This is a genomic window from Streptomyces sp. NPDC045021 (genome assembly GCF_056432645.1).
This window is the reverse complement of record NZ_JBWKIQ010000001.1, coordinates 950,512-969,091: the sequence shown is the minus strand read 5'-3', so window position 1 is coordinate 969,091 and position 18,580 is coordinate 950,512. Positions and strand designations below refer to the sequence as shown.

Annotated in this window: 15 protein-coding genes; 6 read left to right on the top strand and 9 right to left on the bottom strand. The window is 70.6% G+C overall.

Translation table 11 applies throughout. From position 1 onward, the window contains the following. Nucleotides 1–192: 192 nt before the first annotated feature. The 4 genes from fusA to AC07DC_RS04280 all read right to left on the bottom strand — a co-directional run bounded on the left by fusA (nucleotide 193) and on the right by AC07DC_RS04280 (nucleotide 4,353). Nucleotides 193–2,319 carry an elongation factor G gene (fusA, locus tag AC07DC_RS04295; RefSeq protein WP_478911660.1) on the bottom strand — a complete coding sequence of 709 codons (2,127 nt, stop codon included), beginning with the start codon at nucleotides 2,317–2,319 and terminating at the stop codon, nucleotides 193–195. 451 nt (nucleotides 2,320–2,770) lie between these two features. Then, a complete protein-coding gene (locus AC07DC_RS04290; protein WP_478911658.1) occupies nucleotides 2,771–2,995 on the bottom strand; it encodes a hypothetical protein in 225 nt (74 codons plus the stop codon). Between the two features lie 156 nt (nucleotides 2,996–3,151). Further along, nucleotides 3,152–3,778: a hypothetical protein gene (locus AC07DC_RS04285; protein ID WP_478911657.1), complete on the bottom strand. Its 627-nt coding sequence runs from the start codon at nucleotides 3,776–3,778 to the stop codon at nucleotides 3,152–3,154. Continuing rightward, nucleotides 3,775–4,353: an RNA polymerase sigma factor gene (locus tag AC07DC_RS04280; RefSeq protein ID WP_478911655.1), complete on the bottom strand. Its 579-nt coding sequence runs from the start codon at nucleotides 4,351–4,353 to the stop codon at nucleotides 3,775–3,777. Before AC07DC_RS04280 ends, AC07DC_RS04285 begins: the two co-directional genes overlap by 4 nt. Nucleotides 4,354–4,656: 303 nt before the next feature. Here AC07DC_RS04280 and AC07DC_RS04275 point away from each other — a divergent pair, with 303 nt between their 5' ends. Continuing rightward, nucleotides 4,657–5,166: a mycothiol transferase gene (locus AC07DC_RS04275; RefSeq protein ID WP_478911654.1), complete on the top strand. Its 510-nt coding sequence runs from the start codon at nucleotides 4,657–4,659 to the stop codon at nucleotides 5,164–5,166. A gap of 42 nt (nucleotides 5,167–5,208) precedes the next feature. Here the strand turns inward: AC07DC_RS04275 and AC07DC_RS04270 are convergent, their stop codons facing one another. From AC07DC_RS04270 to AC07DC_RS04255, 4 genes are all read right to left on the bottom strand, one after another. Further along, the gene (locus tag AC07DC_RS04270; RefSeq protein WP_478911652.1) at nucleotides 5,209–6,222 is read right to left on the bottom strand and encodes a hypothetical protein; all 1,014 of its coding nucleotides are present in this window, start codon (nucleotides 6,220–6,222) and stop codon (nucleotides 5,209–5,211) included. Nucleotides 6,223–6,293: 71 nt separating this feature from the next. Further along, nucleotides 6,294–8,027 carry a serine/threonine-protein kinase gene (locus AC07DC_RS04265; protein ID WP_478911651.1) on the bottom strand — a complete coding sequence of 578 codons (1,734 nt, stop codon included), beginning with the start codon at nucleotides 8,025–8,027 and terminating at the stop codon, nucleotides 6,294–6,296. 195 nt (nucleotides 8,028–8,222) lie between these two features. Beyond that, nucleotides 8,223–9,125 (bottom strand): hypothetical protein, encoded by a 903-nt coding sequence (locus tag AC07DC_RS04260; RefSeq protein WP_478911650.1) that lies wholly within the window; start codon nucleotides 9,123–9,125, stop codon nucleotides 8,223–8,225. Between the two features lie 99 nt (nucleotides 9,126–9,224). Continuing rightward, nucleotides 9,225–9,509 (bottom strand): hypothetical protein, encoded by a 285-nt coding sequence (locus AC07DC_RS04255; RefSeq protein ID WP_478911649.1) that lies wholly within the window; start codon nucleotides 9,507–9,509, stop codon nucleotides 9,225–9,227. A 458-nt stretch (nucleotides 9,510–9,967) separates the two neighbouring features. On the opposite strand from AC07DC_RS04255, the gene kdpF reads away from it, so the two are divergent. The 4 genes from kdpF to AC07DC_RS04235 are packed head-to-tail and all read left to right on the top strand — an operon-like array spanning nucleotide 9,968 to nucleotide 14,526. Further along, a complete protein-coding gene (kdpF, locus tag AC07DC_RS04250) occupies nucleotides 9,968–10,057 on the top strand; it encodes a K(+)-transporting ATPase subunit F (RefSeq protein WP_478911648.1) in 90 nt (29 codons plus the stop codon). 8 nt (nucleotides 10,058–10,065) lie between these two features. Continuing rightward, nucleotides 10,066–11,730, top strand: a complete 1,665-nt coding sequence (gene kdpA, locus AC07DC_RS04245; RefSeq protein WP_478911647.1) for a potassium-transporting ATPase subunit KdpA — start codon at nucleotides 10,066–10,068, stop codon at nucleotides 11,728–11,730. Beyond that, entirely contained in the window at nucleotides 11,727–13,856 is a 2,130-nt protein-coding gene (kdpB, locus tag AC07DC_RS04240) for a potassium-transporting ATPase subunit KdpB (protein ID WP_478911645.1), read from the top strand. The genes kdpA and kdpB overlap by 4 nt, the downstream gene beginning before the upstream one ends. Before the next feature lie 4 nt (nucleotides 13,857–13,860). Continuing rightward, nucleotides 13,861–14,526, top strand: a complete 666-nt coding sequence (locus AC07DC_RS04235) for a potassium-transporting ATPase subunit C (RefSeq protein ID WP_478911643.1) — start codon at nucleotides 13,861–13,863, stop codon at nucleotides 14,524–14,526. Nucleotides 14,527–14,625: 99 nt separating this feature from the next. Here the strand turns inward: AC07DC_RS04235 and AC07DC_RS04230 are convergent, their stop codons facing one another. Further along, nucleotides 14,626–16,707, bottom strand: a complete 2,082-nt coding sequence (locus AC07DC_RS04230) for an APC family permease (RefSeq protein WP_478911642.1) — start codon at nucleotides 16,705–16,707, stop codon at nucleotides 14,626–14,628. Nucleotides 16,708–17,329: 622 nt separating this feature from the next. Between AC07DC_RS04230 and chrA the strand changes: the two genes are divergently transcribed. Further along, nucleotides 17,330–18,544: a chromate efflux transporter gene (gene chrA / locus AC07DC_RS04225; protein WP_478911641.1), complete on the top strand. Its 1,215-nt coding sequence runs from the start codon at nucleotides 17,330–17,332 to the stop codon at nucleotides 18,542–18,544. Nucleotides 18,545–18,580: the final 36 nt, after the last annotated feature.

Here is an 18,580-nt window from a genome sequence, read left to right as displayed (position 1 = left end):
GGGGCCCGCGGGCGGGTTCCGTCCCCGGGCGCGGGAGTGGCGAGCCCCCACCGCCCCCGCGGGGGGGGGGGGGGGGCGGGGGGGGCCCCCCGGGCGCCCCCGCGGGGGGGGGCGGGGGGGCCCGACCGTGGGCCACGGGCACGGTGTCCTGCCGGACACCGTGCCTGTCACGGGTTACTGCTCACCAGGTGCTCACCGGGCGGGCACCGAACTAGGCGCCGGAGCGTAGCCGGTGGGCCTGGTGGTGAACGTTCCCCGTCCCTGCGTCCGGCTGCGCAGCCGGGTCGCATAGCCGAACAGCTCCGCGAGCGGCACGGCAGCTGTGATGACCGCCGTGCCCGACCGCGCGGTCGAGCCCGAGACCCGGCCGCGCCGTGCCGCCAGATCACCGAGCACCCCGCCCACGGCGTCGTCGGGCACGGTGACCGTGACCTCGACCACCGGCTCCAGCAGCACCATCGCGCTGGCGCGCAGTGCCTCCCGAAGCGCGAGCCGACCCGCCGTGCGGAACGCCATCTCCGAGGAATCCTTGGGATGGGTGGCTCCGTCGGTCAGCGTGACCCGCACGCCGGTGACCGGGTGACCGCCGAGGGGGCCCTCGATGAGAGCATCCCGGCAACCGGCCTCGACCGCCCGGACGTACTCCTGCGGAACCCGTCCACCGACGACAGCCGACCGGAACGCGAACTCCACCGAGCCGTCGCTGCTGGTGCTGGTGCCTGTGGCGCCGTCGTCGCCGTTGTCGTCGGGGGCTTCCAGCGGATCCACGTCGAGAACGACATGGGCGAACTGGCCCGCGCCGCCGTCCTGCTTGACGTGCCGGTACACCAGTCCCGTCACGCCGCGCGAGACCGTCTCGCGATAGGCCACCTGCGGACGGCCGACGCCCACATCCAGCCCGTGGGCACGGCGGATCTTCTCCACCGCGACCTCCAGATGCAGCTCGCCCATACCCGACAGCACCGTCTGGCCCGTCTCGGCGTCGGTCCTGACCACCAGCGACGGGTCCTCCTCGACCAGCCGCACCAATGCCGAGACCAACCGGTCCGTATCGGTGCTCCGACGGGCCTCGACCGCCACGGAGACGACCGGATCGGCCGTGGTCGGCGGTTCGAGGACCAGCGGAGCCGTGGACACGCACAAGGTGGCTCCGGCGCGGGCGGCCTTCGGCCCGATCACCGCGACGATGTCCCCGGCGACCGCCTGGTCCATCTCCGCGTGCCGGTCGGCCTGAACCCGAAGGATCCGGCTGATCCGCTCACCGCGCCGCGCGCCCACGTCCATCACCGTGTCTCCCTTCCGGATCGTTCCCGAGTACACCCGCAGATAGGTCAGTCGCCCGGTGGACGTCGAGGTCACCTTGAACACCAGCGCCGCGAACGGCGCTGCCGGGTCGGCGGCCCGCTCCTCCACCGTGCCGCCGGTTCCGCCCGTGGTGCCGCGTACCGCAGGAACGTCCAACGGCGAGGGCAGGTAGGCGCCGACGGCGTCGAGAAGCGGCTCGATCCCGCGGTTGCGGTACGCCGCTCCGCACAACACCACCACGCCCTCACCGGTACGGGTCAGGTCGCGCAGTGCCGCGGCCAGCGTCCGCGCGGAGATCGTCGATTCGGCACAGAACTCCTCCAACGCGATCGGGTGGAGTTCCGCCACCGCCTCTTCGAGCAGCCTGCGTCTCCGCTGCGCCTCCTCCAGCAGGGCGTCCGGTACCGGGCCCTCCTCGAACGTGTCACCGTCGCCGGCCCAGACCAGCGACCGCATGCGCAGCAGATCCACCACTCCGGTGAACCCGTCCTCCTTCCCGATCGGCAACTGGACCACCAGCGGAGAAGGATGCAGCCGCTCCCGGATCGACTCGACGGCGGCGTCGAGGTCGGCGCCGATGCGGTCCAGCTTGTTGACGAACGCGATCCGCGGCACCCCGTGCCGGTCGGCCTGTCGCCACACCGACTCGCTCTGCGGCTCGACTCCCGCGACGGCGTCGAACACCGCGACCGCGCCGTCGAGCACGCGGAGCGATCGCTCCACCTCGTCGGAGAAGTCCACATGACCGGGTGTGTCGATCAGATTGATCCGGTGGCCGTCCCACGCACAACTCACCGCGGCGGCGAAGATGGTGATGCCACGGTCGCGCTCCTGGGAGTCGAAGTCGGTGACGGTCGTCCCGTCGTGCACCTCGCCCCGCTTGTGGGTGGCGCCGGTGAAGTACAGGATCCGTTCGGTGACGGTGGTCTTTCCGGCGTCGACGTGGGCGAGGATGCCCAGATTGCGGACGGCGGTCAGCGGATTGACAGGTTGACGATGCAGGTCGGTACGCACGGCCCATGGCCTTTCGGGGTGTTCCTCGAACGGGTCGGCGCGATTCCGGACGACGACGGCCTGCGGTCAGGCCACACAGCAACCCCTGACGCGGCACATCGCGTCGGGACGCTCCCGCCCATCGGTGCAACACCGGGCGGACAGCGCAGGGTTCAGGCGTTCGTCACGGACGTCCAGTGGCGGCCGCGCAGCCGGCACCGGGGGCACGAAGACACCAGGATCACCTCGTACCGTGACTGGGGAACGACGACAGCGGTGCGGTAACGCACGACCTGTCTCCCCTCACTCGTCACGGTGCGCGCCGCGATGACGAAGACGTGGCGGCGCGCGATTCGTTGCGAGTGTAGTGAGGCGAGGAGCGGGCGGGAACTGGATTTCCGGAACCCCGCCGGAACTCGGTGGACCGCAGGGGGGCATCGCGAGGGTGAGCGCCCGCCCCGTCGAACTGCCTCTAGGAGCGGGCCAGTTCGCGTAGCGCCATGCGCGCCTCCGGTGCCCGTCCGGTGTGTGCCTCCCAGTACGGATGCGTGGACACCTGGACGGAGAGCCGGTGCAGACGGCGGCGCAGCGCCGTGGTCTGCGCGGCGGTGCTGCTGTTGGTGCGGTCGGCGAGCTGGCCGTACACGGCGTACCACTCGCGCTGGGCTTGCAGGAGGTCGTGGGGGAAGGTGTACATCACCCAGTAATTCAAGCACGTGTTCGATTTCCAGCGCAGCGGCGACTCCGGTGATTTTTCCTGGAGGTGCTGCCCTTCGCCGGTATGCGCCCTTTCCGGTCCTGGTGCGACCAGGACCGGAAAGGGCGCGGGACCTGACCGGGTTGAGTGGAGGGGTTAGCCGACGCCGATGCTGCTTTGGGAGGCGGGGAAGCAGTTGGGCTCGCCGGGGGTCAGCATGACGTCCATGGAGTACATCTTTTCCGGGTGCTGGACGCCCTTGAGGGAGGGCTGGACCAGGAGCAGGGAGTCGCCGTGGGGGATGGCGTTGGGTCGGATCACCATGATGCGTCCGTTGTTCGGGTCCTGGGAGGAGACCGTTTCCAGGTTGGCGTTGTCGGTGCGGACCTTGGTGTGGCAGGAGTCCGAGGCGCGCAGGACCACGGCCGGCACGCCCAGGCTGCGCAGTGCGGCCTGGAGTCCGGAGACTTCTGCGCCGGTCACCTGGATGGTCACGGTGCCGTCCTTGCGTGGGGTCACCGTGTAGGCGGCGTTGGTCAGGACCGGCGTACCGCTGCCCGGCACGGCGGTGTTCTGGCCCGCTCCTGCTTGCGGGGCGGTGGTGGTGTCGGTGTGCGGGATCAGCACCACTGCGGTGGCGGCTGCGGCCAGGCCGAGCGCGGTGACGGCGATCCGCCGGGTGTGGCGCGCCCGCACGGGCACCGGTGCGGTGGGTGGCAGGGTTGCGGCGCGGGCGGTGAGTTCGTCGGCGAGCTGCTGCTGGAAGTGCACGGGGGTGGTCATGAGCGGGCCTCCGAGACGGTGTACACGGCTGTGGTGGTCGGGGTGTCGACACGTTGCAGGGCCTTGCGGGCGCGGTGCAGGCGCACCCGGGCGGTGGCCGCACTGATCCCCAGGGCCTGGGCGGCCTCGCGGGTGGTCAGGCCGTCCAGGGCCACCAGGTCCAGCACCGCGCGCAACGGCTCGGACAGCGCCGCGTGCCGCGCGGCCAGCTGCCGGGCCTCGCGGGCGGCGTCGATACGGCCCTCGATCGCGCTGACGTCCTGATCGTCCAGCTGCCGCCGCCCCGCGATCTGCGCCGCGGCCCGCTGCTCACGGGCACTGCCCCGAAAATGCGCGGCCAGAACATTGCGGGAGATGCCGTAGAGCCAGGCCACCGGTGCGCCGCGCCGCGCGTCGTAGGTGTGCGCCTGCTCCAGCGCGGTCAGGAAGATGTCGGCCGTCAGGTCCGCGGCCAGATGCGGGCTGTCGGTACGCCGGGTGACGAAACCGAGCACCGCGTCGAACTGCTGCTGGTAGAACAGGGCGAACCCGACCGGATCCCGCACGGGTGGCGCTGGTGATTGCTCCGCTTGCACGGACGACTCCTTGAACGAACGAGCAATGCCTTACATCTCTACTTGGCTCGGACCCCCAAAAGCGTTACACGCCCACCCGCGACCACGGCCGCCCCACCACCGCGCACATACCGGCACCCCGTGCGGCACCGGGCGGTAGGCGACCTGGTGTGAGCGATGTCTCCGCCACCCGAGCACGGCAGGGGGCGCGGGCCGCCGGGCCGACCGCGCTCCCGCCCGTTCGTCCGGCCGCCGTGCACAATCGGAACGTTCGGTCATCGCCGGAGACGGGCGATGTTCCCGCCACTTTCTGAGGAGTCACGGATGAACAGCGCGGAGCTATTGGCCGATGCCTTCGGCCGAGTCCAGGAGACCGTCCACGCCGCCGTCGAGGGCCTCACCGCCGACGAGCTGGCCGTGCGTCTGGACGGTGAGGCCAACTCGATCGCCTGGCTGGTGTGGCATTTGACGCGCATTCAGGACGACCACATCGCCGACGCCGCGGGCACCGAGGAGATCTGGACCGCGCAGGGCTGGTTCGACCGCTTCCAGCTGCCCTTCTCCGCCCGCGCCACCGGCTACGGCCACCGCAGCGCCGACGTGGCCGCCGTACGTGTGGACACCCCGGCGCTGCTGCTGGGCTACTACGACGCCGTTCACGAGCACACCCTCGGCTACGTGCGAGGGCTCGGCGAAGCCGACCTCGACCGCGTCGTGGACGAAGGCTGGACCCCGGCCGTGACGCTGGGCGTACGACTCGTGAGCGTCATCTCCGACGACCTGCAACACTCCGGCCAGGCGGCCTTCATCCGTGGCGCGCTGGGGCGGAGCTAGCGCGCCAGGCCGTGTGCAGCGTGGTCGTCCACCAAAGGTGAGTCAGCTTTTGGCGTCGGAGACCTTGGCGAACCAGCTCTCGGTCTCCGCGGCGTCCAGCACGCCTTCCAGCACGAGCTCCCCGGGCATTCCGGGGAAGAAGCGGCCGGCGGGCCACCCACGTGAGTACGGCGGCGGGTCGAGGACCAGGAGTCGCACGTCGTCCACGACCGGGATGTCGGACGGCGTGCCCTCGTTCCAGATCCACGTCCCGTCGGGTGCGGCCAGATTGAAGGCACCGGTCGTGGGCGCCTGGCCCGGGGCGTCCCGGCACACGGCGACGGCCTCGGCGGTGGGCGCCTCGCCGGGGATGTACCCGGCGCCGACCAGCTCGGCGGCCAGCAGGGTGTGGAGCTGGAAGTTGTCGCCGAGGCCGCTCATCCGCATCCGGTAGCCGGTCCGGCTCTCCCGGTGCAGGACCACCAGCGGTTCGTCGTCGAGGACGAGCAGCGAGTAGATGAGGCACTTCAGATCGTCGCCGCTCGCCTCGGCGAGCCGGCGGGCGGACGCGACCAGCCCCTGGCGACCGTCCACCTGAGCCCGGACCGCCCGGTGGCTGAGCATGGCGACCGTGGCCATCTCCCACTGCGGCAGTGACCACCACGCCTGGGCGACGTCCGCGCCGACCCGGGTGACCACCGCGGCCTCCGGGCCGCCCGCGTCAGGGTGCGGCAGGTCGCCGCCGCCGGTGGCGGCCCACCGCTCGACGAACTCCGCCGCGTCGGCGAGCGCCGTCCCCAGCTCCGCGAGGACCGCCGGGGCGCACCCGGCGGGATCGGCGCCGCGCTCCACACAGGCACCCACGACGACCGCGATCACCGAACGGGGACCGGCCGGCACCTCCGGCAGGAGCGCGGCGAGCCGCGGTGCGGCCGCGGCGAGTTCGGCGTCGTCCGCCCGCTGGAAGGACTGCTGCAGTTTCCCGAAGGCCTTCCCCGACGCCCGGGAGTCCTGTGCGCGCACCGCGGCATCGAAGTCGGCGACGGCGTCGGTGAAAGTAGCTCGTGCGAATATCACCCGCGCACCCTACCGGCCCGGTCGGACAGTACGACCGGCCCGGTAAGGGCGCGCGACCGGCCCGGCGTTGCTCAGCAACGGTAGGCGGGGCCGTTCTGTTTGGTGAGGTTGTCGTTGGACATCCAGCCCGCGGTCTGGGTGCCCTCGATGCGTACGTACGTCCAGGTGTGGCCGTACGCGTTGAGGACGTAGCAGTGGTAGAAGACCTTCGCTCCCGACTTGGCCAGTGCCACGTCCGGGCAGGCCGCGTACGGCCCGGTCGAGAGGTGGTAGTCACCCCGCATGGTGCCGTAGGTGCCGGGGTGCGGGTCCTTGTGGGTCCACCCGGTGCAGCTCTTCGATATCGCAGTGGATGTCGCGGTCGGGCTCGCGGGTGACGACGAGGCGCCGCCCGTGGTGCTGCCCGATGCCGTCGGGCCGGCGCCGCTCGGGCCCGCGCCGCCGGACGGCTTCGCGGACGCGTGGGGGGAGGACGCGGACGTTCCCGGGGTCGTCGGGCGGGCCTTCTTGCTCGCCTTCCCGCCGGCCTTGTCGCCCGCGATGTTGGCCTGGCCCTCCGGTGTGCCGCTCGCGGCCGCCGCGTTGTTCTGCTGCCCGCCGTTGCCCGAATCACCCGTTCCCACCAGGGCGTACGCCAGTCCGCCGCCGGCCAGCACGACGGCGGCGGCCGCCGCCGCGATGGTGACCCGGCTGCGGTTGCGGCGGCGCGCGGGGAGCGGCTCGGTCCGCCGTTCGCTGCCACCGGCGGGGGAGACGAGAGGCGCGCCTCCGCCCAGGCCGGACGGTCGGTATCCGGCGGCTCCGGGCGGCGGCGTCGCTTCGGCGGCAGGTGCGGCCGGCCGGCCGACGGACGCGTTGCCCGCTCCAGCCGGAGCCGGAGCCGGAGGCGTCGGCCGGTGCAACGGAACAGCTCCCGCCACGGCCGCGGGCGGCGTCATGCCCGATCCGTTCCCGGTGGCGACCGCCTCCAGCATCCGGCGCGCCTGGTCGGCCGTCGGGCGGTCCGCCGGATCCTTGGCCGTCAGCGCCAGGAGCACCGGCGCCAGCAGTCCGGCCTGCCGGGGTTCCGGCAGCGGGTCCCCGACGATCGCGTTGAGCGTGGACCAGACGGACGTACGGCGGAACGCCGACCCGCCCTCCACCGCCGCGTAGAGCGTCATGCCGAGTGCCCAGATGTCCGAGGCGGGGCCGGGCTCCTGGCCCTTGGCGCGCTCCGGCGCCAGGAAGTCGAGCGAGCCGACGATGACCCCGTCCTGGGTCAGCTTGGTCATGGCGCCGTCGTCGGGGGCTTCCACGCTGGCGATGCCGAAGTCGGTGAGCACCACCCGTCCGCTGCGGTCGAGGAGCACGTTGCCGGGCTTGACGTCCCGGTGGAGCACCCCGGCCCGGTGTGCGGCGTCGAGCGCGTCCATCACCTTGGCGCCGATGGAGGCGGCCTGGCGCGGGTCCATCACTCCGTGCTCCGCCAGCACATCGTCGAGCGACGGCCCCTCGATCAGCTCCATGACGATGACCGGCAGGCCCTGCTCCTCGGTCACGTCGTGCACGGTGATGACACCGCTGTGCCGGATGCGGGCGGCGGCCCGCGCCTCCCGCTGCATCCGGGCGCGGAGGTCGGCCAGTTCGGGTCCGGACGCGTCGTTGTACGCGCGCAGGACCTTGACGGCGACCTCCCGGCCCAGCACCTCGTCCACCGCGCGGCAGACGACGCCCATGCCGCCCCGGCCCAGCTGCGCGGTCACCCGGTAGCGCCCGCCTATGACCGTGCCGAGCAGCTCCGCGCCGCTCGTGTCCCCCGTCGTCACCCTTGCTCCGTTCGGTTCCGTCACGCATTGTCCGACTGTCTTCCGCATCCGCCATGTGGCGGGCTCCAGCGTAGGGGGTGGGGCGGCCGATGCCGAAAGAGGGTGGGAACCGTAATAACAAGCCCTGTGGCTTTCCTGTTGCCGTCGAGGAAAGGACCGAACAGGCAGCGGGGGAGTGGGGCCACCCGGGAGGAACTACGGCTGTGTTGCGATGTGTTGGTCCTCGGCGGCACGGCGCAGTTGTTCCATCTTCGGGGGCAGGAGCCGGCTCAGTTCGTGGTACCGGGATCGGCCCGCGCGGTACGAGGTGATCAGTCCGTTCTCCTCCAGCGGCATGCCGGCCGGCCGCAACGTGGCCCGGCCCTGGTCGTCGAGGGTGCCCGCGTGGTTCATGCGGAGGCTGACCCACAGGCGGGTGGTGCCGTGCGCGTGGCTCAGCAGATCGGCCCGGAGCGGGAGCCACCGGTCGAGTGCGGCCCGACTCAGGTCCGACAGCGGCAGCCACTCGCTCTCGGTCGCGACGTCGGTGCCGTGCTGCGGTTGCCGTCGCGAGTGGATGCCGGTGTGGCCGGCGGTGAGGTGTGTGACGCGTTGCCCGGTCATCTCACCGGATCGTGACCGTGTGTCGAGCAGCAGGGCGAGTACGGCGGTGAGCCGGATTCTGCCGGGGGACAGGTGGCGGCCGAGGTCCTGGTCGAGCTGTCGCCGTAGCGCGGTCAGTTGTCCGAACCCGGGAGTGGGTCGCAGTATCGGGGTGCCGCCGCCGAGCTGCAGCCGCGGCAGGCCCAGTGCCTGCCGGGCGAGGTTCAGACAGTCGTAGCGGGCCTGGTTGGTGGGTGCTGAGGTCGGAGGGCGACGACCGCCGACGAGCCGGTGGCGCAGCGCGCCGCATTCGGCGAGGCGCAGATACGTGTCCAGCGTCCCGGTCTCCAGCAGTCGGCGCAGGCTGCGCCGGGCCGCTACCGGCAGCGCGTCGCGCGCCAGGGCCGCCTCGAGTTCCCGCCGCACCATGCCCAGCTGCCGTCGGCGGGCCTCGCCTACGTCGGGCAGCGAGGCGAGCAGCGCGTCGAGTGCGGTGAGGGAGGTGTAGACGGGCACCGGTCGATTGTCGCGCACCGCTGGGCCGTCGTGGGCCGGTGCCCGACGCCGGCCCAGCGGTCTGCGCCGTTCGGGTGATGTCCGCGCCGGCGACGGGCCCTATGCGCCGGGCACCCAGAAGGCGTGTACCGGCGAGACCTTCGGCATGTCACCCATGGGGAGGCCGAGCTCGGCCGCGAGCGGCATCAGGATCTCCGAGAACTTCTTCATGTCCTCCTCGGACTCCCACACGTCGTAGATCTTCAGGCCCGAGCCGGTGGGGACGGCAACGTGCGACAGACAGCCCTTGAACGTGTCGCCCGGCAGTGCCTGGAGCTTTTCGTTCAGGGCGTCGTACTGTGCGGTCGTCACGCCTGCCATTTCGGCCTGGATGAAAATCGCCATGGGGGTCTCCTCCGTGTGACTGTTCCGGTTCCTCCCCGCCGTCACGATGACGGCCCGTACCGGAGCCAGCACACCACGGCCGTCCCGCGACGGCATTCCGTTCGGTGCCATCCGAGCCATCCGACTACGGCACGCGGGCCGCGCGGAACAGACGGGTCCGGCGTATCGGGCCGGGCCGCTGCTACTCCTGCCCCGGTGCCCGGAAACTGTCGTGCGCGGCCGCCGGTGGTGGGCTTTTTCGCAGGTGGGGCCGGGTGCGTAAGAGAGGCGTCAAAAGGCCGCGGCGGGCCGTAAGGGACGCATCAACGAACGGCCGAATGGCCTGTTCAGGGGGTTTGCTCGAGGAGTCAGAGATTCCGACTCAGCTAGGAGCACACGATGGCCGACATGGCCTTCGTCGTCACCACGATCGCGGTGTTCGCGTTGGTGGCTCTCATCGCCAAGGGGGTGGCAAAGCTGTGACCGCCGAGAACATCGTCGGCCTCGTTGTGGCCGTCGTCCTCCTGGGCTACCTGGTCCTCGCCCTTCTGTACCCGGAGAGGTTCTGAGCCAGGATATGAGCCCCGTCCTCGCCGGTGTGCTCCAGATGCTCGCGCTGATAGCCGCGCTCGCACTGGCATACCGTCCGCTCGGCGACTTCATGGCCGGCGTCTACTCCTCCGACAGGCACCTGCGCGTCGAGAAGTGGATCTACAAGGCCATCGGCGCCAACCCGTCCACCGAGATGCGCTGGCCCGCGTACCTGCGCGGTGTCCTCGCCTTCTCCGCGGCGGGTGTCCTCTTCCTCTATGTGCTGCAGCGGATCCAGGGCAGCCTGCCCGGTTCGCTCGGCTTCTCCTCGATCGACCCGGACCAGGCATTCAACACCGCCGCGTCCTTCGTCTCGAACACCAACTGGCAGTCGTACTACGGCGAGCAGGCCATGGGCCACGTCGTGCAGACTGGTGGTCTCGCGGTGCAGAACTTCGTCTCGGCGGCCGTCGGTCTCGCCGTGGCGGTGGCCCTCGTACGCGGCTTCGCCCGCTCCCGTACCGGTGAGCTCGGCAACTTCTGGGCCGACCTGGTGCGCGGCACCGTACGGATCCTGATCCCGATCGCGGTGATCGGTGCGATCGTGCTGGTCGCGTGCGGTGCGATCCAGAACTTCTCCGGTATCCACGGGGTCGGCCAGTTCATGGGTGGGTCCCAACAGTGGAACGGCGGCGCGGTCGCTTCCCAGGAGGCCATCAAGGAGCTCGGCACCAACGGTGGCGGCTACTTCAACGCCAACTCGGCGCATCCCTTCGAGAACCCGAACGGCGTCTCGAACCTCTTCGAGATCTTCCTGATCCTCGTCATCCCCTTCGCGCTGACCCGGACCTTCGGCAGGATGGTCGGCAGCGTCAAGCAGGGTTACGCGATCCTCGCCACGATGGTGACGATCTGGATCGGCTTCACCGCGCTGATGATGTGGACCGAGTTCCACCACGGCGGCCCGGCCTTCGACATCGCCGGCGGTGCGATGGAGGGCAAGGAGACCCGGTTCGGCGTCGGCGGCTCGTCGATCTTCGCGGTGGCGACCACGCTGACCTCGACCGGCGCCGTGAACTCGTTCCACTCCTCGTTCACCGGCTTCGGCGGCGGCATCACGATGCTGGGCATGCAGCTCGGCGAGATCGCTCCCGGCGGTGTCGGCTCCGGCCTCTACGGCATGCTGATCATGGCCGTCATCGCGGTGTTCATCGCGGGCCTGATGGTGGGGCGCACCCCCGAGTACCTGGGCAAGAAGATCGGCACCCGCGAGATCAAGTTCACGGCGTGCTACATCCTCATCACCCCGGCCCTGGCGTTGGGTTTCACCGCCGCCGCCATGGCGCTGCCGACGCCGGTCACGTCGATGACGAACTCGGGTCCGCACGGCTTCTCCGAGATCCTGTACGCGTACACCTCGGGCGCCAACAACAACGGCTCGGCCTTCGCCGGGCTCAACGCCGACACCCAGTGGTTCAACAGCACGATCGGGCTGGCGATGCTGCTCGGCCGGTTCCTGCCGATGGTGTTCGTGCTGGCACTGGCTGGCTCGCTCGCCGAGCAGAAGCCGGTCCCGGCCACCGCGGGAACCCTGGGTACCCACAAGCCGCTCTTCACCGGGCTGCTGGTCGGCACGATCATCATCGTCGCTGGTCTGACCTACTTCCCGGCGCTGGCGCTGGGGCCGCTCGCCGAGGGGCTGGGGTCATGACCACTCGTCTGAAGCAAGAGGACCCGATGTCCACTGTCACTGCGACCCGTGCCCCGCACCAGGATGTGCCCACCGGTCATCAGCCCGACGGCGCACGCGTCGGCGGGGGTCTGTTCGACCCCAAGCAACTGATCAGGTCCTTCCCGGACGCGGTCCGCAAGCTCGATCCGCGGGTGATGGTCACGTCCCCCGTGATGTTCGTGGTCGAGATCGGCTCGGTGCTCAGCACGGTCTTCGCGTGCACCAACCCGGGCGACTGGTTCGGCTGGGCCATCGCCGCGTGGCTCTGGCTCACTACGATCTTCGCCAACCTGGCGGAGGCGGTGGCCGAGGGCCGCGGCAAGGCGCAGGCCGACACCCTGCGCAAGGCGAAGGCCGACACTGTCGCGCGGCGGCTCAACGGCGGCGTGGAGGAGAGCGTTCCCGGTGCCGGGCTGCGCATCGGTGATCTGGTGGTGTGCGAGGCGGGCGACGTCATTCCCGGTGACGGGGATGTCGTCGAGGGTGTCGCGAGCGTCGACGAGTCGGCCATCACCGGCGAGTCGGCCCCGGTCATCCGGGAGTCGGGCGGTGACCGCTGTGCGGTGACCGGTGGCACGAAGGTGCTCTCGGACCGGGTCGTCATCAAGATCACGACGAAGCCGGGCGAGACGTTCATCGACCGGATGATCGCCCTGGTCGAGGGCGCCTCGCGGCAGAAGACGCCGAACGAGATCGCGCTGAACATCCTGCTGGCGTCGCTGACGATCGTCTTCCTGCTCGCGGTCGTCACGCTCCAGCCGTTCGCGATCTACGCCGGCCAGCGGCAGTCGATGATCGTGCTGGTCGCGCTGCTGGTCTGCCTCATCCCGACGACGATCGGCGCGCTGCTGTCGGCGATCGGCATCGCGGGCATGGACCGGTTGGTGCAGCGCAACGTGCTGGCGATGTCGGGGCGCGCCGTCGAGGCCGCCGGTGACGTCTCCACCCTGCTGCTCGACAAGACCGGCACCATCACCCTCGGCAACCGCCAGGCGTCCGAGTTCGTACCCGTCCAGGGCACCACGGACGCCGACCTCGCGGACGCCGCTCAGCTCTCCTCGCTCTCCGACGAGACGCCGGAAGGCCGCTCCATCGTCGTCCTGGCGAAGGAGAAGTACGGGCTGCGCGAGCGGCAGCAGGGCGAGTTGAGGGGCGCCGACTGGGTCGCCTTCACCGCCCAGACCCGGATGTCGGGTGTGGACGTGGACGGTCGCAAGGTCCGCAAGGGCGCGGCCGGTTCGGTCATCGCCTGGGTCATCGAACGCGGCGGGGTCGTCGCCAAGGACGCCCAGACGCTCACCGACGCGATCTCCCAGGCCGGCGGTACGCCGCTGCTCGTCGCCGTCGAGGACACCGCGGGTGCCCGCGTGCTGGGCGTCATCCACCTCAAGGACGTCGTCAAGCAGGGCATGCGCGAGCGCTTCGACGAGCTGCGCCGGATGGGCATCAAGACCATCATGATCACCGGGGACAACCCGCTGACGGCGAGGGCGATCGCCGAGGAGGCCGGGGTGGACGACTTCCTCGCGGAGGCGACTCCCGAGGACAAGATGGCGCTGATCAAGCGGGAGCAGGCGGGCGGCAAGCTCGTCGCGATGACCGGTGACGGCACCAACGACGCTCCCGCACTCGCCCAGGCGGACGTGGGTGTGGCCATGAACACCGGTACCTCGGCCGCGAAGGAGGCCGGGAACATGGTGGACCTGGACTCCAACCCCACCAAGCTCATCGAGATCGTGGAGATCGGCAAGCAGTTGCTGATCACCCGTGGCGCGCTGACCACGTTCTCCATCGCCAACGACGTCGCGAAGTACTTCGCGATCATCCCCGCCATGTTCGCGGTGGCGTACCCGGGCCTGGACAAGCTCAACATCATGCACCTGGCCTCGCCCGAGTCCGCGATCCTGTCCGCCGTCGTCTTCAACGCGCTGATCATCATCGCGCTGGTGCCCCTGGCTCTGCGGGGCGTGCGGTACAGGCCGATGGGCGCCGACAGGATGCTCCGCCGGAACCTGGCCGTCTACGGACTGGGCGGCCTGATCGCCCCGTTCATCGGCATCAAGATCATTGACCTGCTCATCTCCCTCATTCCTGGCATCGGGTGACGTCATGAACAACTCATTGGGAAACACCGTGCGGTTGTTCGGAGCCGGGGTGCGCGCGCTGCTCGTCCTGACCCTGGTCTGCGGGGTGCTCTACCCGCTCCTGATCACCGGGATGGCCCAGGGCCTGTTCAACAACAAGGCCAACGGTTCGGAGGTCAAGGACGGCGGCAAGGTGGTCGGCTCCGGCCTCATCGGGCAGACCTACAACCTGCCGCTGAAGGACGGCGAGGAGACTCCCGCGCCCGACCTGAAGTGGTTCCAGCCGCGACCCTCCAACGGACTCGGCACCAACTCCGTGAACACCCAGTACAAGCTCATCCTGTCCGGGGCCACCAACCGCTCCGGCGACAACGCGGATCTGATCAAGTGGGTCACCGAGGCCAAGGCCGCCGTCGTCAAGGACAACTCCACCGCGGACTTCAAGGTCAAGCCCTCGGACGTGCCGGCCGACGCCGTCACCTCCTCCGGCTCGGGCCTCGACCCGCAGATCTCGCCCGAGTACGCCCAGCTCCAGGTCCACCGGGTCGCCGCGCTCAACAAGCTCGGTGCCCAGCAGGTCGAGAAGCTGGTCGAGGAGAACACCGACGGCCGCATCCTCGGCTTCATCGGTGAGCCCCGGGTGAACGTCCTGAAACTCAACATCGCACTCAAGGCGCTCATCGCGGGTTGATGGCGGCTCCCCGCATGGGGCTGCCCCGGGGCCGGTTGATGACCGGTGTGCCCGGGGCAGCTCGTGGGGGTCAGGAGGGTCGTGGCGGGGGGCCGGGGGTCAGCGGGTGTCGGCCTTCGGGGCCTTTGGGGCCCGGTCGGGTTCCGCGGCGGGATCGTGGTGGTTCGCCCAGGGGGTGAGGGCGGGCTCGCCGCGGCGGACGGATCCGGGGGCGCGGCGGGAGGGGCGCTGGGGACGGTGTTCGGACGAGCTCAGCTGCCAGGGCACGCTGATGACCATCACGCCGGGGGTGAACAGCAGCCGGCTCTTGAGCCACAGCGCGGACTGGTTGTGCAGGAAGTTCTCCCACCAGTGCCCGACGACGTACTCGGGGATGAAGACACTGATCACATCGCGCGGGCTGGCGCGGTTCAGCGACCGTACGTACTCCACGACCGGGCGGGTGATCTCACGGTAGGGCGACGCCAACGTCTTCAACGGCACCTCGATCCCGTAGGTGTCCCACTGGTCCTGGAGGATCTTGGCCTCGTCGCGGTCGACCGCGACCGTGAGAGCCTCGAAGGTGTCGGGGCGGCAGGCGCGGGCGTACGCGAGAGCGCGCAGCGTCGGTTTGTGGACCTTCGAGACCAGCACGACGGCGTGCACGCGGGCGGGCAGCACCGTCTCGTCCGCCGGGTCGGTGACGGCCAGTTCGGCGGCGGTGTTGTCGTAGTGCCGCCGGATGCCCCGCATCATCAGCCACAGCGCCACCGCGGCGATCACCGCAAGATAGGCGCCCTGCAGGAACTTCGTCAGCAGGACGATGACCAGCACCAGACCGGTGACGAACGCGCCCAGGCCGTTGATCAGCCGTGCGGTCCGGTGCCGGCGGCGCTGGGCCGGGTCGGGCTCGGTGCGCAGGGCGCGGTTCCAGTGCCGGACCATGCCGGTCTGCGACAGCGTGAAGGAGGTGAAGACGCCCAGGATGTACAGGTGGATCAGGTTGGTGACCGACGCGTCGAACACCCACAGGAGGCCACCGGCGACGACGGCGAGGGCGACGATGCCGTTGGAGAAGGCGAGACGGTCGCCGCGGGTGTGCAGCTGACGGGGAAGGTAGCGGTGCTGCGCCAGGATCGACGACAGCAGCGGGAAGCCGTTGAAGGCGGTGTTGGCGGCCAGGACCAGGACCAGTGCGGTCGCGGCCTGGATGAAGAAGAAGCCGAAGCTGTGATCGCCGCCGAAGATCGCGGCCGCCAACTGGGCGATGACGGTGCGCTGCGGAGTGGTCGCGCAGTCCCCGGCGAAGCCCGTGAGACGGCAGGTGTCCTCGGTGATGTGCACCTTCGCGATCATCGCGAGCGCGGTGATGCCGGAGAACATCACCACCGCGATCAGACCCATCACGGTCATTGTGGAAGCCGCGTTGCGGGACTTGGGCTTGCGGAACGCCGGCACCCCGTTGGAGATCGCCTCGACGCCGGTGAGTGCGGTACAGCCGCTGGAGAACGCCCGCAGGCCGAGCATCAGCAGCGCCAGGCCCGTCAGATTGCTGTCACCGGGGGCCGCGGTGACGCCGTAGGCGGCGGACTCCGCCACCGGGGCGTCACCGACCAGCCAGCGGAAGAGTCCCGTGGCGCACATGATCAGCACGCCGGCGACGAACAGGTATGTCGGTGCGGCGAACGCCCGGCCGGACTCGCGCACGCCGCGCAGGTTCACCGCGGCCAGCAGCGCCACGAACCCCACGGCCATCGCGGTGCGGTAGTCGTTGAGCGAGGGCACCGCGGAGATGATGTTGTCGACGCCGGAGGCGACCGACACCGCGACCGTCATCACGTAGTCGACCAGTAGGGATGCGGCCACCACGAGTCCCGCGGACGGGCCGAGGTTGGTGGCGACCACCTCGTACGACCCACCGCCGGACGGATAGGCGTGCACGACCTGCCGGTAGGACAGCACCACGACGGCCATCAGGCCGACCACCGCCATCGCCACCCAGGTCGTCAGATGGAGGAAGGCCAGCCCGCCGAGGGTGAGCACCAGCAGGATCTCCTGCGTGGCGTACGCGACCGACGACAGGGGGTCCGACGCGAAGATCGGCAGCGCCAACCGTTTCGGCAGCAGCGTCTCCTGCAACCCCTCGCTCGGCAACGCCCGACCGATAACTACCCGCTTTATGCCATCAACGATTCTCGCCACGCGGGGGAGCGTAAGGGCCGCTCAGCCATCAGGCGCGCGACGCTGACGACCTCGCGGGGGCCCCTGATCCGGTGCGTTGGGCAATCAACTCCCTTACAGGGCAAGGGAGTACGCCGATGGGAGGCCGTCGCGGCGGGCTGGGTGGCCCTGGTTGTCGGTGACCAGTCTTAACGAAATCCATACGGCTCGCGCGTCCTGCCCGCCGCCGGTCCTGCCCGCGGCCCCGCACAGGAGAGTGCGGCGGTGAACGGCCCACCGCCGCACTCGGAGCGGAGCGGATCGGCCGGCATACCCGACCTCTCCGTTCCCGTATCGCATCGGTACGCACCACTTCGCCGGCGTCCCGCCGACCGGATGGGCGGATCCGGTCTCGGCGGGACACCGCCCCGGTCAAGCAGCTCAAGACCGGCGGCCTGATCAGCTGACCGCTCCCCGAGAAATCCGCAGCCGATTCGGCCATCCCTTCGCAGATCGCGGACGGATGGCCGAATTCGTTTCCACTCCTCCGACGCGGCAAGGTGGCCGCCGTCGAGACGGCCGGCAGCACCGTGAGGTCATCGGGGTCCGATAGGGTCACGGCGCCGTACGAGCCGAAGACGTGAGGGGCTGGCGACGAGTGACGGTGGACCGGAGCACGGGCACAGGCGCGGGCGCGAGCGCGGGCCGGGTGGGGCTGGGCACGATCGCGCGGGAGTGGGGGCGGATCGGCTGCATCGGCTTCGGCGGGCCGCCGACCCACATCGCCCTGCTGCGGCAGCTGTGCGTGGAGCGCCGCGACTGGATCCCGGCGGAGGAGTTCGAGGACTCGATCACCGCGACGAACCTGTTGCCGGGCCCGGCCTCCACCCAGCTGGCGATCCTCACCGCCTGGCGCCTGCGCGGCCTGCCTGGGGCGCTGGTCGGCGGTCTGAGTTTCATCCTGCCGGGCCTGGCACTGATCCTGGCCCTCGCCGCGCTGTTCCTGTCCGGGAACCCGCCGCTGTGGGTGCGCGGGGCGGCCGCGGGAGCCGGGTCCGCCGTCGCCGCCGTTGCCGTGCACGCCGCCTGGTCGTTGGCTCCCGCCAGCTGGAAGCGTGCGGGGACGGCACGTGCGGGGACGGTACGTTCCGCTCGGGTCCGCTGGCTCGGGTACGCGCTGGCGGGCGGTACGGCTGCCGCTCTGACCGGGCCGTGGCTCGTGCTGGTCCTGCTCGGCGCGGGGCTGGTGGAGATCGCGGTACGTTCCCGCGGCCGGCGGAACGACCGGCGCGTCGGGCGACGCGTAGCGTCGTGGCCGGTCGTGGCGGCCGCACCGGTGCTCGGCTCTGGGGTGCTGGCGCTGGCATGGGTGGCGCTCAAGGTCGGAGCCCTGTCGTACGGCGGCGGGTTCGTGATCATTCCGCTGATGCAGGCGGACGCCGTCGACCACTACCACTGGATGACCGACGGCCAGTTCCTCAACGCCGTCGCCCTCGGCCAGATCACCCCCGGCCCGGTCGTGCAGACCGTCGCCGTGGTCGGGTACGCGGCGGCGGGAGTGTGGGGCGGTCTGCTGGCCGCCGCGGTGGCGTTCGCCCCGTCGTTCCTGTTCGTGATCCTCGGTGGGCGGCACTTCGACGGGGTGCGCTCCAGCGAGCGGATGCAGGCGTTCTTCGCCGGCGCCGGCCCGGCCGTGATCGGCGCCATCGCCGGATCCGCGATCCCGCTCGCGCTGGCCCTGCGCAACGGCTGGCAGTACGCCGTTCTGGCGGCCGCCGCGCTGTGGCTGCTGGCTGCCCGCCGCGGAGTCGTCAGCGCACTGATGGGAGCGGGAGCGCTCGGTGTGGCCGCGGCGCTGGCCGGCTGGCCGGTGGGCTGACCGCCATCCGCGCCCGACCGGGTTCTGCCCCGACCG